This window comes from Fusobacterium sp. DD2, from assembly GCF_018205345.1.
GTDB lineage: Bacteria > Fusobacteriota > Fusobacteriia > Fusobacteriales > Fusobacteriaceae > Fusobacterium_A.
Genome location: NZ_JADRHM010000019.1, coordinates 1 through 15,402, shown reverse-complemented (window position 1 = coordinate 15,402; position 15,402 = coordinate 1). Strand labels below are relative to the sequence as shown.

Here is a 15,402-nt window from a genome sequence, read left to right as displayed (position 1 = left end):
ATGGCATATGTACCAATACCAAAAGATTTGGACAAGATAAAAACAAAAGTTGCCTTTAACTTAACGAAAAGACAACTTATAGGTTTTTCTGTGGCAGGACTAATTGGCATACCAACCTATTTATTTATGAAGAAATATCTACCCAATGATGTTTCAATTATTGTAATGCTAATAGTAACCCTGCCAATCTTTTTTATAACCTTATATGAAAAAGACACCTTAACTTTTGAAAAGTATTTTAAATTTTTCTATCTTCATAAGTTTTATCAACCAACTAAGAGAATAAGAAAGGAGGCATACCTTGAAGCGAAGAAAAAAGCAAATCAGCGACTTAAATCTAAGGGAAAAACAATTAAAAAAAGACCGAAAGGAAGTAAGAAGGCTAAAAACAAAGAAAGATCCAACAAATAGTCTTCTAAGTGTTCTTTTAAAGAAAGAGAAAAAGAGATTTACTGTTGAGGATACTATTCCCTATATAAGAATGTTATCAGAGGGCATTTGCCAGTTAGACGAAAAAAATTATTCAAAGACAATTTCATTTCAAGATATAAATTACCAGTTGGCATTGGAAGAAGATAGAGATTTAATCTTTAACCAATTTGCCAACTTTTTAAATTCTTTTGATCCAAGTGTCCACATTGAACTTTCGTATGTAAATCAATTAGGAAGAAATAAAGACCTACAAGATGCAATTAAAATTGCTGATAAGGGAGACTTCTATGACGATGTAAGAAAAGAGTTTAGGGAGATGTTAAAGCTTCAACTTGCAAAGGGGAATAACGGACTTAAAAAGATGAAGTATATAACCTTTACAACAGAAGCTGATAACCTAGAGCAAGCAAGAGCAAAGTTAAATAGACTTGAAGTAGATATTTTATCTAACTTTAAATCTATGGGAGTAAGAGCAGAAAGTCTTGATGGAGAAGAAAGACTAAGACTTGTTCACGATATGTTAAATCCAGACAAGAGCTTTGATTTTTCATATAAAGATTTGAAGAAGAAAGAGTCTACAAAATCACATATAACTCCCAATATCTTTAATTTTGCACCAGCCAATAATTTTAAATTTGGCAAATATATTGGGGCAGTAAGTCATTTTCAAATACTTGCAAGCGAGTTATCAGACAGAATGTTATCTGAGTTTTTAGATATTGATGACAATATTTATGTAGCTTTTCATATAGATGTAGTTGAACAAGCAGAAGCCATTAAACTCATTAAGAGAAAGAACACAGACCTAGACAGAATGAAAATTGAAGAACAAAAGAAAGCAGTTCGAGCAGGATATGATATGGATATTATTCCTTCAGATATAAATACTTTTGGGGCTGATGTTAAGTCCATGTTATCTGACTTACAAAATAGGGATGAAAGGCTCTTTGTAGTTACCATTGTAATGATGAATTTTGCTAGGACTAATCAAAAATTAGAAAACACCATTGCTCAAATTTCATCAATTGCAAACAGACATAATTGTCAGGTAAAAAGATTATCTCATCAGCAAGAGCAAGGACTCATTTCTGTCTTACCTCTAGGAGTTAACCAAGTTGAGATAAAAAGATTTTTAACTTCATCATCAACGGCGGTATTTATGCCTTTTACAACAGAAGAGCTATTTATTGATTCGGCAAATTCTTTGTACTATGGATTAAATGCCCTTAGCCAAAACTTGATTATGGCAGATAGAAAGAAACTAAAGAACCCTAACGGATTAATATTAGGAACACCAGGTTCTGGTAAATCTTTCTCAGCAAAGAGAGAGATGGCAAATGCAATTCTTGTCACAGATGATGATGTAATTATTTGTGATCCTGAAGGCGAGTATTCAAACCTTGTAAAACAATTTAATGGAGAAGTTATTAAAGTTTCGGCAAAGTCAAAGGACTACCTAAATCCATTAGATATTAATATGAACTATGGAGATGGGGACGCACCTTTAAAAGATAAGGCAAACTTTATAATGTCTATGCTTGAACTTGTAGTAGGAGGATCTGGTCTTACTGCTGCAGAAAAATCTGTTATAGATAGGTGCTTACCAAAGATATATCAAAAGTATTTTGAAGACCCAAAACCAGAAAATATGCCTATATTAGGAGATTTATATGATATGCTCCTATCTCAAGAAGAGGGAGTTGGTAGGAAGCTCGCAACAGAAATGGAAATTTATGTTAAGGGAAGTCTTAATGTATTTAATAATAGGTCAAATGTTGATCTAAATAGGCAACTGCTTTGTTTTGATATAAAAGAGCTAGGAACACAACTAAAAAAAATAGGTATGCTTGTAATTCAAGACCAAGTTTGGAACAAGGTTTCCCTAAATAGAGGAAGCAAGTCTACAAGATACTATATAGATGAGTTCCACCTTTTATTAAAAGACCCACAAACTGCTTCATATTCAGTAGAAATCTGGAAAAGATTTAGAAAATGGGGAGGTATTCCAACAGGCATAACTCAAAACGTAAAAGACCTTTTAACAAGTCAGGAAATTGAAAATATCTTTGATAATACAGACTTTGTTCTAATGTTAAATCAAGCATCTGGAGATAGGGATATTCTTGCTAAGAAATTAAAAATATCGCCTTATCAGTTAAACTATATTACTAATTCAAATGCAGGTGAGGGACTATTATTCTTTGGAAATACTATTGTTCCATTTATAGATAAATTCCCTAAAGACACCATGTTATATAAGCTAATGACAACAAAACCAGAAGAAGCTAAGTAGGTGTGATATGGATAAAAAACTAAAAAAAGATTTTCAAAAGAAAATTATACGAAATAGGGACGCTCCTGAAAAAAATATGGATAGTAAACTTGTTCATTCAGATGATTATACCAATAAGATAATTAAGACTAAGGATAGGTTCGGAGATAAAATTTCAGAAAAAGAATCTAAACTTATTCATGAGAATGTATTAGCTAAAGATCAAAAACAAGATAAACTAAAAGATTTTCAGAAGTCTAAAAACAAGGAAAGAATTAGAAAAGAAGTTTTAGAAAATAAGGATAAGGCTGAAGAAACAAAACAAGCTAATCTTGAAATAAGGGCAGATGAAAGCTTTAAACTTGATGAAGACTTAGATGTAGACTTCAAAAAGGTAAATTTTGATAGTGATAACAGTAGAAATATTAATTCTAATAAACTAACAACAGATGATATTTCAGCTAAGGCTCAACCAATAAGCAATAAGAAGGCATCAAGTAAAAGACAAGTTCTTAAAAATTATGAGGATAAACTTATCCATAGTAAGGATAAATTCCAAGACAAAATTAACGAGAAAGAGTCTAAGCGAATCCAGACAAGTGAAGATAAACCTATCGAAGCAAAGAAAAGCAAGAGAGTGTATAGAAAAGATAAGTTTGTTAAAGATGAAGTAAGTAAGAACGAAAGTAATACTAATATCGATAAAAAGCAAAAGCAGAAACTTTATCAAGAAAAGAAGTTTAGGAATAAGGAAAAAATTTCTAAAGAGATAGATAAAGAAAATAAGCTAAGCGAAGTTGATACAGATAAAACTTTTGATAATTCTGAGCTTAAAGACAATAATCAAGAATTTATAAAGGATGAAAAGGAAACAAGCCTTAAACTTTCAGAACAAAAGAAAGTTAATAAAAAGAAGACCTACTACAAGAGAAAAAATTATGAAAGTGATAAATTCACTCGAAAGAAAATTGATGACTTAAAAAATGAATCTAAGAAAGTTACAACGAAAGATTCTAATAAGGCACAAGATGTTAAAGACTTTATCTCAGATAAAAAGATTGGAGAACTTGAAAAGTCTAAAAGTAAGCTAAAGGATAATATTTTAAAGAATAAAACTAAAGGAAGTCTATCTTCTGGGGTTTTATTATCTGGAGCTAAGTCTTCAGAGTTAGTGAGAGATTATTTAAGTTCAGGGTCTGATAATACTGGTGTAGAATCTGGAGAAAAGGTCGCTAATGTAAGCTCTAAACTCCAGCATGGAATAAGGAAGTATAAGCTAGATAAAAAGAAAAAGTCCTTAAAAAAGCTATCTAAACTTGATAAAAAAATAAGAAAGAGAAAAAGCAAGTTGGAGTTTAAAAGTGGATTAGAAGATTTAAAAAAGTCAGACGCCTATATAAAGAAAAATAGATTTAAGAAGTTTCACCAGAGAAAGCAAATGAAGAGCATGATAGCTAAAAAGCACGAAACAAGACTTGTAGATAGGGTTAAAAAAGCTATTTTAAGTTTAGGTAAGGCTTCTAAAGAGCTAATCATAAGGAAAAGTAAGATGGTTCTATTTCTAGTAATAGGACTAGGTCTTATGCTATCAATCATGATTGGTGGCGGAAGTGTTGGCATGAGTGGATTAAGCAACTCTGTCAACTCAGTAATGACAACAACATACCTATCACAAGATACAGTTCTAAGTGAAGTTAATCAAGAATTTTCATCAATGGAGTATGACCTACAATCACAAATCGAAAGTGTAAAGACAAGTCACCCTGGATATGACGAATATATCATAAACAAAGAAGGAGAAATTGGTCATAATACCCATGAACTTTTATCCTATATAACTTCAAGATGTGGAGAAGTAAAATCAGCATCTGAAGTAAAAGGAATTTTAAAAGATCTTTTCGATAAGATGTATAAGCTTGATTTTAAGGAAGAAATTGAAATTAGAACAAGAACAGTAGCAAGAACAAGATATGATAGTCGTGGCAATCCTTATACAAGCTATGAAAAAGAAGAGTACGAATATAAAAAGTTAATTGTAACTTTAAAGAAAAAAGAAATGGATGAAGTTGTTAGGGAAATATTTAAAGATTATCCAGACAATGTAGTTCATTATGAAGCTCTTCTTGAAGCTAAGGGAAATATGGGAGATGTTTTTGGAGCAGGTAATGGGGACTTAGGAGAAATAGTAGATAATCCAAATTTTGGAAATCCTGGTCTTGCTTTTGATTCTGAAACTGCCAAAGCCTTATTTAATGAAGCAGAAAAACATATAGGAAAAAGATATGTATTTGGAGCAAGTGGACCATCTAACTTTGACTGTTCAGGTTTTGTATGTTGGTCATTTACAAAGTCTGGTGTAAAGAGTATGCCAAGAACAACTGCATGGAGAATATACAAAGACTATTGCAATCCAGTAAGTCCAAGTGAAGCTCAACCTGGAGATATTATATTTTTCCACTCAACATATAACAGTGGAACTCCAATATCTCACGTAGGAATATACGCAGGTAACGGAATGATGATTCACGCAGGAGATCCAATTCAATACACATCAATAAATTCAAAATATTGGAAATCACACTTTTATGGTTTTGGAAGACCAAGATAGAAGGGAGATATTATGTGAACAGGAAGCTGATAAGTATTAGGAACAAAAAGAAAAAAATAGAAGAGAAATTGAAAGATTTAAATGCAAAATACAAGGAAATTTGCGATGAAGAAATACAAGTTGAAAATGAAGAAATAATTGTAACTCTAAGGAGGAACAATATTAGCTTGGAAGAATTAATGGAGAAAATCAATGCTAGAAAAAAACGAGGATAATTAGAAAATTGTAGACAAAAGATTAGAATTACAAACGTATATATCTCAAGATAAAATGAGTGAAAAAAATCTTGACCGAATCGGTTTATAATGTTATCATAGATATAAACCAATTCGGTTTATTAAATTTTAATGAGGAGGAAACTACTTGGAAAATTTTTTGAATTTACCTATGGAAAAGCAAAATTTAATTATTGATGCCGCATTAAAAACATTTGCAAAGCATGGATATAAAAAAACATCTATAAGTGATATAGCCAGTACTGCAGTAATTTCCAAAGCTATGGTATTCCATTATTTTGGAACAAAGAAAGAGCTATACCTATACTTGGTAAATACCTGTGTCGACAGTATTAGCACTGAAGTTGTCGAAAAATTTGATGACAGTATTACAGATTTATTTGATAGGATTTTGCATACTAGCAAGCTTGAGCTTACTTTGATGGAAAAACATCCTAATATTCCTTCGTTTATTCAGAGTGCATATTTTGAAAATGATGATGAAGTTAAGGAAGAGATAAGAACTATTTTTTGCAAAGATGATGGCAAAACTATCGGAAAAAAAATAACTTTTGATGGCGCAGATTTTTCAAAATTTAAAGATGATATTGACCCAAAGCTTGTCATGAACATGATTGACTGGATTGCTGAGGGATACATGAGCAAAATTTCAGACGTGGAAGAGACTGATTATGATGAATTATATAGAGTGTTTGAAGAATGTCTGCAACTCTTTAAAAGGAATTTTTATAAGTGATTATAAAAAAAGAATGTTGAAAGGGGAAATATTATTATGACAAAAAATGTAATTGAAATCCAGAATCTCACAAAGCAATATGGCAAGCATAGAGGAATTGACAATGTTAGTTTTTCTGTTGAGGAAGGGGAAATTTTTGGTTTCATTGGTCCAAACGGTGCAGGGAAATCTACTACCATTCGTACTTTATTAGCTTTGATTCATCCAACATCAGGAAGTGCCACTATTTTCGGAAAGGATTGTATCAAGGAAGCCCCTGTTATTGCGCAGGATATAGGCTACCTACCCTCTGAAACTTTTTTCTATGAAAATATGAAGGTACAGGATTTGCTGAACTATGCGGCGGCATTATACAAAAAAGACTGTTCAAAGAGGATTGAGGAATTAACTTTTCGCCTTAACCTTGATGTCACCCGAAAAATCCGTGACTTATCGTTTGGAAATAAAAAGAAGGTGGGGATTGTTGCAGGGTTACTCCATTCGCCAAAGCTCTTGATGTTAGATGAACCGACAAGTGGTCTTGACCCTTTGATGCAACAGACATTCTTTGATATTCTACGCGAGGAAAATCAAAAGGGAGTAACCATATTGTTTTCTTCCCACATCTTGAGTGAAGTTCAAAAAATGTGTAATAGAATTGCAATTCTCAAAGATGGGAAAGTAATTAGTCTTGAGAACATTGAAACTATGCGCTCCAATGCCTACAAAAAAATAATTCTTCATATGCCTGAATCAACTGAACTTCAGACGCTTGATATGGAGGGAGTGAGCAATTTTGAACAAAATGGGGCGCAAGTCAACTTTTTATTCAAAGGCGATGTAAACATTCTTCTTGACAGTCTCCGACAACATCAGATGCTTGACATTCTGATAGAAGAACCGTCACTCGAAGAGATATTCATGCACTACTACAAATAACGGGAGGTGAATTTTATGTGTGTGTTTCGATTTGAATTAAAGCAATACAAAACCTCAATTATTATATGGGCGTTGTCTTTATCATTGGCGATTATGTTTCTTCTTCCAATGTTCAGCGGAATTATGACGGAAGATAAATCGTCAGTCGTGAGTTCGCTTCAAGACAATCCTATGATGGATGCAATGGGGATTAGTGCGGAAAACTTTTTCAGCCCACTCGGAGTGTACGCTTTTTTGAGCAGCTTCCTAATGCTCGCCGCCAGTATTCATGCTATCAATCTCGGTCTGTCGATTATAACCAAAGAGCATATGCAAAATACCGCAGATTTCTTAATGACAAAGCCATATAGCAGGAAGCAGATATTTCTTTCAAAGATGGCAGCGGGTTTATGTGCGATATTCATTATAGCCATTGCATATTGCATTGGTGGATTTGTGGCAATGTTCATCGCAACAGGTGGTGGCTTTGATAATGCTATATTCGCACTTTTATCACTTGTATTTCCTCTTTTGCAAGTTCTTTTTCTACTGATTGGCGTTCTAATCGGCGTAATTATTTCAAGGGTTGGCTCTACATTACCGCTTGCGCTGGGGGCTGCTTTTGGACTTTATGTTACAGGGCTGTTTTCAAATGTCGTCAATAGTGATATTGCAAGACGGTTTTCACCGTTCCGATATTTTAACAGCAACTATATTATGGAAAATACACAATACGAAAGCAGTTACTTGATATTATATATCGTATTGCTTGTAATTTCCATAGTAGCAAGCTATATGATTTACATGAAAAAAGATATAAAGATGGTACTTTAGAAAGGGGGTACAGATATGAAAGCAATTGTTTTCAGAGAGTTAAAAGCAAACCGAAAAGGCCTTTTTATATGGATGGCCGGAATGCTGTTCATGGTGGCGATTGGAGCCGCAGAATACGGAACCGTTGTAGAAAATGCGGTGTCTATTATTCCGATGATGGACGCGCTGCCTCGCATTGTAAAAGTAATATTCGGCATGGATATTCTGCCCATAGATACACCCCTCGGTTACTATGTTTGTATGTACTTATGGTATAGCATGGTGGCTTTTGCTCATGCGATAGTGCTGGGGGCAACCATTATAGCAAAAGAAGAAAGGGACAGGACCGCGGAATTTATATATACAATGCCGTATTCGCGCAAAACCATTATCAGTGGGAAAATCATCGCAGCCGCAATTAATGTTCTATGTATGACAATTTTTACATTTTTGTGTATTATCCTTACATTGGTCTCTCAAATGAACGGCGAGAGTATCATGCCCGAAATTTTGACGACTATGATTGGTATGTTTTTTGCACAAATGTTATGCCTTGCTCTTGGATTGTTTTTTTCGTCTCTGTTCAATTATCACCGCACAGCAATGTCAATGGCGATTTCATTCTTTGCGTTGTCGTTTGTTTTAGCAACAGTTATTGAATTTGTAGGAAATATGGAGTTTTTGAATTTTCTGACCCCATTCCGATATTTCTTTGCTCCATATGTTGTGACAAATGGGATCAGTTCAGTATATCTACTACTAAGCCTATTCTTCGCTGCAGTTTTCGTTTTCCTCACCTATAAGCTATACAAAAAAAGAGATATACATTGCTAAATGAAATGGCTTTGACAAAAAAAGCTGAATGGATACTTTGTCCTGCTTGCCAAAACAAGACTCGGATTAAAGTTCACGAGGACACAGTATTGTTAAATTTCCCATTATTTTGCCCGAAATGTAAACATGAAACTTTAATTAATGTACAACAAATGAATATGTTAGTTATCAAAGAGCCAGACGCAAAGACGCAGAGCCGATAGCATGCAAGATTAAAATTGCGGTTATCGGCTCTTTTTTTAGCTCTACAATATAGCACCTAAACACAAAACCGTTGCCATACAACGATATTGGGTTTTGAGATGTTGCGGCGGTTTGAAATACTACATTTCAGCCGCCGTTTTTCTTTTCAAAGAATTGAAATTCGTAGGGTGTATTAAAGTTGCCCTTTTTAAAGATACGGCGGTATTGAGGAAGGTGTTGCCGTGTCTATTTTTAATTATCATAGGGCATACAAATTCTATCTATTAAAAAAATCCTATATCACCCAATGGGATATTATTGCTATCAATATGAACACACGCATCACCTAATAGGTATATATAGTTCCAAAAATGCTCGACTGTATTTTCAGTCGGGCATTTTTGCGTTTAATTTAAAGTTTTTAAAAAAAGTTTCTCAAAAGTTTGGCAGCTTTGTAATTCCCACCGTAGTAGTGGTGAAAGGGGAACAAGAAAGTCACCACCCGAAAGGGGGTGAGAATATGAAACCTAGTAACCATGATCAAAGTAAAAGGCACGCCTTTGATAGCTTTTGCAAAAAAATCCTAAAGAATGAGGCACGAGATTATTACGATGAATTGAAACGTCAACGTAAAAAGGAAAAAAGCTTTTCAGATTTATCTTTAAAGGAAATGGATCAGCTTTATACAGTAGACAAATACTTTGTTACTGAACAAATTTTCAATGTCTTAGGTCTTGATGTCATTGTTACAGATGATTTTATTGCAGGGGCGTTAGAGAATTTGCCAGAACAGAAACGAGATATTATCCTACTTTCCTATTTCCTTGAACTATCTGACAGAGAAATAGGGGACAAGCTGAATATGTTGCGTTCAACCGTACAGTACCAAAGGACAAGAACTTTGCAAATGATAAAAACTTTTATGGAGGGAGATGTCCATGAGTAGCAAGGGAAAAAACAATCAATTACTTTCCTACCCTCTCATTGTATTGGCTGCAAGTGGTGATGTTGATGCTATTAATACCATTCTTAAACATTATGAAGGGTATATCGCTGCACTATCTACAAGGCAGTTATACGATGAATGGGGACTTAGGAGAAATAGTAGATAATCCAAACTTTGGAAATCCTGGTCTTGCTTTTGATTCAGCCACTGCTAAAGCCTTATTTAATGAAGCAGAAAAACATATAGGAAAAAGATATGTATTTGGAGCAAGTGGACCATCTAACTTTGACTGCTCAGGATTTGTATGTTGGTCATTTACAAAGTCTGGTGTAAAGAGTATGCCAAGAACAACTGCATGGAGAATATACAAAGACTATTGTAATCCAGTGAGTCCAAGTGAAGCTCAACCTGGAGATATTATATTTTTTCACTCAACATATAACAGTGGAACACCAATATCTCATGTAGGAATATACGCAGGTAACGGAATGATGATTCACGCAGGAGATCCAATTCAATACACATCAATAAATTCAAAATATTGGAAATCACACTTTTATGGTTTTGGAAGACCAAGATAGAAGGGAGATATTATGTGAGCAGAAAGCTTATAAGTATTAGAAACAAAAAGAAAAAAATAGAAGAGAAATTGAAAGATTTAAATGCAAAATACAAGGAAATTTGCGACGAAGAAATACAAGTTGAAAATGAAGAAATAATTGTAACTCTTAGGAGGAACAATATTAGCTTGGAAGAATTAATGGAGAAAATTAATGATAGAAAAAGAGAAGAAAAATTAAAAGAAAAGGAGAACATTCATAATGAAGAAATTTAATACGAACAGACTAAGAGCCTTTTTTATGGCTCTTTTATTAGTTTTAACATCAACCTCAACTACTAATGTACTAGCTAAAGCTGATGATACAGATGGTAGTAAAAAAGTTATAGAGAGTTCTATAAGTGAAATTAGTGATTTAGAAAATCAGATCAAAGACTTAAATGATAAGAAACAAGAAGACCAATCAAAGATAGATGAATTAAAGGAAAAGTTAGAATCTTGCAAAGATAATGGAGAAAAACTAAAACAAGAAAAGTCCAAGTTAGAAGAAGAGATTAGAGATAAAGACAATAAGATTGCTCAATTGGAAAAAGAAATTGAGGATCTTAAAAACTCCAATAATGATGAACTAATAGCAGAAATTACTCAGCTTAAAGATGAATTAAAAAGATTACAAGATGTAAATGAAAAACTAAAAGAAGATTATTCATCTACAAAATGGGAGTTAGAAGCTGAGAAAGAAAAGGCTGATAAAAATGAAAATCAAATCAAAGAAATGCAAGAAAAGCTCGAGTCTTTAGAAGGGGAACTTGCAAATAAGACTAAAGAAATCGAGGATAAAGATAATAGAATTAAGGACTTAGAAAAAGTTCTTGATGAAAAAGATACTAAGATAAAAGAACTAGAGTCTAAAAAGAAAGAAACAGAAAATTCTAAGGCAGAATGTTGTAAGAAAATTGAAGAGCTTCAAAAGGCGATTGATAGTTTAAAAGTATCTTCTGAAAATACAAAAAAAGAATTAGAAGATAAGATTAAAGGACTAGAAGAAAAACAAAAAGTTTCTGAAGAAGAAATTAAAAAGCTAAAAGAAGAATTAGATAAGAAAATTGAAGAAGCAAAGAAGTTAATAGAGGAAGCAAATAAAAAAGCGAAAGAAGAACTTGAAAAACAAGCTAAAGATGAAAAAGATAAAAATCTAAACCAAGACTTATCTAAGAAATTAGATGAACTTCTAAAACTCCAAAAAGAAAACAAAGAAAAGAAAGAAGATAAGAAATCTCAAGATAAGAAGTGGGATGAACTTTTGAAAGCTGATGACAAGAATATCCTAAATCAATTTGATCTTAACAAGATGAAAAAGCAAGAGGAACAACAAGGCAAAAAACAAGTTAAAGATGAAAAAGAATTTGCAGTTTTTCAAGTAGACAAAAACTTTTATAACATTATTAACAAAGATGGTAAGACAACAGTCTACATGGATGTAAAAACTTATGTAGACCAAGGAAGAACTATGATTCCAGTAAGATATATCGCTTATACTCTAGGTTTTAATGTTGAGTATGACAACTCTACTCGTGAAGCTATTTTCTCAAATAAAGAGAATAATATCCTAGCTAAAAAGACATTAAGACTAAATATTGATACTGGTGTTATGAAAGATTCGGATGGAAAGGTCTACAATTCAGATGTTAAGCCAGTGATTATAAATGGAAGAATTCATGCTTCAATTTCAAATATTGCTAAAGCTTTTGGAGCAAGTCATGGAGATATTAAAGATGGCAAAAACCAAACAATAGAATGGGACAATGCTAGAAAAGCAGTCTATGTATTTAAAAATGTAAAATAAGAAAGGATAGAAAAATGAATAAGAGTATTAAACGAGGAGTAGCCATAGCGTTACTCCTTTTTACATTTACAGTACCAGCAACTACATTTGCTATGACAAATGAAGGGCAAATAGAAAGTCAAAACGAATCAATCTATGAACCACAAAAAGAAGAATTTGAAAAAATGTTTAAAGATGATGTTTTTACACCATCAAAAGAAGAAATTCCTTATCAAGATGTTCCAAGAATACCAGGAAATACAAGTGAAGCAAATAAGCCTTCAAATAATCCTCCAAAGAAAACACCACTTGTAAAAGGTGGTAATACAAAGGCAGTAAATAGTCTTGCGACACAAGAAAATAAGGCAAGAGGTTCAGTAATTGAAAATGTAGATAGGAATGGAAAAGATATTACACCAAGTGGAGATACAGAAAAAGATAAAGAAAATCCAGTAGATGTAAGACAATTTTTAACATTTCAAACTAAAAGTGGAAAAACTATGCACCTAATAGTGGATCACTCATCAAATCAAGATAATGTAAGGCTATTGACAGAAGTAGGAGAGCAAGACCTACTTAATATGATTGAATCAGAAGATAAAAATACTATAAAGGTTGAAGAGCCTAAGAAAGAAGAAGTAAAAAAAGAAGAACCTAAGACTGTTCCAGTAAAAGAAGAAAAGAAAAGTGGAATAGGTTCATTTCTAATTGTTGCACTTGTAATTGGAGGAGTTGTAGGAGCAGGATACTATTTTAAGGTAGTTAAAGCAAAAGAAGATAGAATGTTGGAAGACTTTGAAGAAGATGATGAGGATTATATTAGTGAGTCAGAAGATGATGACGATGATGAAACTCACGAAGAATCTTTAGATGAAGATGATGAACTATTATAATAATTTTTAAAAGCTTGAGCGAGAGAGAAATCTTTCGCTCTTTTTTATTTATGGAGGTATGAATGAAGCTAGTAATAGCAGAAAAGCCAAGTGTAGCAGTTACAATTGCAAAAGTAATTGGAGCAAGAACAAGAAAAAACGGATATTATGAGGGAGGTGGATACATTGTTTCATGGTGCGTAGGTCATTTAATTCAAATGGCAAGTCCAGATAAGATAGACGAAAAATGGAAGAAATGGACAATAGACACTCTTCCTATAATCCCAGAAGAATATATTTATGAAGTATCTAAAAGCACTAAGAAACAATATGGAGTTTTAAAGAAACTTTTAAACGATAAGAACATCGACACAGTTATAAATGCTTGTGATGCTGGTAGAGAGGGAGAACTTATCTTTAGGCTTGTATATAATCAAGCTAAATGTAAGAAGAAGATTCAAAGACTTTGGATATCTTCAATGGAAAACAAAGCTATTGAAGATGGCTTTAGAAATCTTAAAGACGGGGAAAACTTTGAAGAGTTATATAGATCGGCAAGTGCAAGAGCAATTGCGGATTGGTTAGTGGGAATGAATTTAAGTAGGCTTTATTCTTGCATTTACAAGGAAACATATTCAGTTGGTAGAGTACAAACACCAACTTTATATTTAATAGCTAAAAGAGATAGTGAAATAAACCTATTTAAGAAGCAAAAATATTATACAGTTGACCTATCTTATAAAGGATTGAAACTTGTATCAGATAGAATTGATAAAATTGAAATTGCGGAACAACTATTAAATCTACTAGAAGATGAAATATTTATTACAGAGGTAGAAGATAAAGAAATAAGCACAAAACCAGATAAGCCTTATGATCTCACTACCTTACAAAGAGAAGCAAATAAATATTTTGGGTATTCAGCAAATGATACTTTAAATCTAGCACAAGGTTTGTATGAAAAAAAGTTAATCACATACCCAAGAACGGATAGCAGGTATTTAACCGATGATATGGTTAATACTATGAAAGAATTATTAGAAGGACTTGAAGAAGATTTTAAAATCAATAAATCAAACTTTAAGTCTATTTTTAATTCATCTAATGTTACAGACCACTATGCGATTATTCCTACTATATCAGGTATTGTAAAAGCCAAAGATTTATCTGATAAAGAAAGCAAAATCTATAATCTAATTAAGGGTAAATTACTTGCTTCATGTTCGGATAACTTAAAGGAATCTAGCAGAAAAATCAGATATGAATATGATAAATTTAACTTCAATGCAAGTGGCAAGACTGTAATCGATGAAGGTTATACCAAGTATCTAAAGAGCTATGGAAAAGAAAAACAAGAAAATGAATTACCAGATATAAAGACTGGAGATAAAATTAAGCTAACTTCTAAAAATATATCTGAGAAATTTACAAAAGCTCCAAGTCATTATAATGAAGATACACTTTTAAAGGCTATGGAGAATGCAGGAGTAGAGTCTTTGGAGAAAGACATAGAAGTGGAGAGAAAAGGCTTAGGTACACCAGCTACAAGAGCAGGAATTATTGAAAATCTTATCCATAAGGATCTCATAAGAAGAGATAAGAAAAATTTACTTGTAACAGAAAAAGGCAATAGACTTGTATCGATTGTAGAGGATAAATTCAAATCAGCAGAAACAACATCTGAATGGGAAATGAAACTTGCAAAGATTAGCTCTGGCGAAGTAGATAAAGAAGACTTTTTAAGAGAAATAGAAAATAGTATAAGGGAGCTTGTAGATAGGTACAAGAACAATCTAAATGAATAAGGTAAAAATATTAGAGCTTTTCGGTGGCATAGGTGCTATTAGAAAGGCTTTTATTAATTTAAAGATACCTTATGAAGTTGTTGATTATGTAGAAATAGATAAGGCTTGTGTTAAATCATACAACGCACTTTATGGAGAGAGTTATGAGCCAAAATCAGTAGTAGGATATAAAGCTCCTAATGAAAAGATAGACTTAATTATGCATGGAAGTCCTTGCCAAGACTTTTCAAGAATAGGAAAAAAGCAAGGAGGAGTAAAGAATTCAGGAACTAGATCAAGCTTACTATTTGAAACAATTAGAATAATTAAAGAAATGAAAGAAAAACCTAAATGGATAATTTGGGAAAATGTAAAGGGAGTCCTTGATAGAAATATGAAGGACTC

The 15,402-nt window shown here is 32.7% G+C and carries 16 protein-coding genes and 1 pseudogene; all 17 read left to right on the top strand.

The window, feature by feature from the left end:
- A complete protein-coding gene (locus IX290_RS04510) occupies positions 1 to 411 on the top strand; it encodes a PrgI family protein (protein ID WP_004827263.1) in 411 nt (136 codons plus the stop codon).
- Positions 302 to 2,725 (top strand): VirB4-like conjugal transfer ATPase, CD1110 family, encoded by a 2,424-nt coding sequence (locus IX290_RS04505; protein ID WP_211492027.1) that lies wholly within the window; start codon positions 302 to 304, stop codon positions 2,723 to 2,725. The genes IX290_RS04510 and IX290_RS04505 overlap by 110 nt, the downstream gene beginning before the upstream one ends.
- Before the next feature lie 7 nt (positions 2,726 to 2,732).
- Positions 2,733 to 5,312 carry a C40 family peptidase gene (locus IX290_RS04500; RefSeq protein WP_211492026.1) on the top strand — a complete coding sequence of 860 codons (2,580 nt, stop codon included), beginning with the start codon at positions 2,733 to 2,735 and terminating at the stop codon, positions 5,310 to 5,312.
- Between the two features lie 14 nt (positions 5,313 to 5,326).
- Entirely contained in the window at positions 5,327 to 5,527 is a 201-nt protein-coding gene (locus IX290_RS04495) for a hypothetical protein (RefSeq protein WP_211492025.1), read from the top strand.
- Between the two features lie 148 nt (positions 5,528 to 5,675).
- A complete protein-coding gene (locus tag IX290_RS04490) occupies positions 5,676 to 6,284 on the top strand; it encodes a TetR/AcrR family transcriptional regulator (RefSeq protein ID WP_211492024.1) in 609 nt (202 codons plus the stop codon).
- A gap of 36 nt (positions 6,285 to 6,320) precedes the next feature.
- On the top strand, positions 6,321 to 7,202 hold the full coding sequence (locus IX290_RS04485; RefSeq protein ID WP_211492023.1) for an ABC transporter ATP-binding protein: 882 nt from the start codon (positions 6,321 to 6,323) through the stop codon (positions 7,200 to 7,202).
- A 15-nt stretch (positions 7,203 to 7,217) separates the two neighbouring features.
- Complete coding sequence (locus IX290_RS04480) at positions 7,218 to 8,015, top strand: ABC transporter permease subunit (protein WP_211492022.1); 798 nt, start codon at positions 7,218 to 7,220, stop codon at positions 8,013 to 8,015.
- A 15-nt stretch (positions 8,016 to 8,030) separates the two neighbouring features.
- On the top strand, positions 8,031 to 8,828 hold the full coding sequence (locus IX290_RS04475) for an ABC transporter permease subunit (RefSeq protein WP_211492021.1): 798 nt from the start codon (positions 8,031 to 8,033) through the stop codon (positions 8,826 to 8,828).
- Positions 8,829 to 8,833: 5 nt separating this feature from the next.
- The gene (locus IX290_RS04470) at positions 8,834 to 9,031 is read left to right on the top strand and encodes a cysteine-rich KTR domain-containing protein (RefSeq protein ID WP_211492040.1); all 198 of its coding nucleotides are present in this window, start codon (positions 8,834 to 8,836) and stop codon (positions 9,029 to 9,031) included.
- Between the two features lie 500 nt (positions 9,032 to 9,531).
- The gene (locus IX290_RS04465) at positions 9,532 to 9,957 is read left to right on the top strand and encodes a sigma-70 family RNA polymerase sigma factor (protein WP_211492020.1); all 426 of its coding nucleotides are present in this window, start codon (positions 9,532 to 9,534) and stop codon (positions 9,955 to 9,957) included.
- Positions 9,944 to 10,123: a helix-turn-helix domain-containing protein gene (locus IX290_RS11770; RefSeq protein WP_349290927.1), complete on the top strand. Its 180-nt coding sequence runs from the start codon at positions 9,944 to 9,946 to the stop codon at positions 10,121 to 10,123. The genes IX290_RS04465 and IX290_RS11770 overlap by 14 nt, the downstream gene beginning before the upstream one ends.
- Positions 10,095 to 10,538: pseudogene (locus tag IX290_RS04455) on the top strand (NlpC/P60 family protein); the annotation flags it as partial. The gene IX290_RS11770 and the pseudogene IX290_RS04455, both read left to right, overlap by 29 nt.
- Before the next feature lie 14 nt (positions 10,539 to 10,552).
- Positions 10,553 to 10,792: a hypothetical protein gene (locus IX290_RS04450; protein ID WP_211492017.1), complete on the top strand. Its 240-nt coding sequence runs from the start codon at positions 10,553 to 10,555 to the stop codon at positions 10,790 to 10,792.
- A complete protein-coding gene (locus IX290_RS04445; RefSeq protein ID WP_211492016.1) occupies positions 10,779 to 12,362 on the top strand; it encodes a stalk domain-containing protein in 1,584 nt (527 codons plus the stop codon). Before IX290_RS04450 ends, IX290_RS04445 begins: the two co-directional genes overlap by 14 nt.
- A 14-nt stretch (positions 12,363 to 12,376) precedes the next feature.
- On the top strand, positions 12,377 to 13,234 hold the full coding sequence (locus tag IX290_RS04440; RefSeq protein WP_211492015.1) for a CD1107 family mobile element protein: 858 nt from the start codon (positions 12,377 to 12,379) through the stop codon (positions 13,232 to 13,234).
- Between the two features lie 62 nt (positions 13,235 to 13,296).
- A complete protein-coding gene (locus IX290_RS04435; RefSeq protein ID WP_211492014.1) occupies positions 13,297 to 15,018 on the top strand; it encodes a DNA topoisomerase 3 in 1,722 nt (573 codons plus the stop codon).
- On the top strand, positions 15,011 to 15,402 hold a 392-nt coding region (locus IX290_RS04430), incomplete at its 3' end, for a DNA cytosine methyltransferase (RefSeq protein WP_211492013.1). The genes IX290_RS04435 and IX290_RS04430, both read left to right, overlap by 8 nt.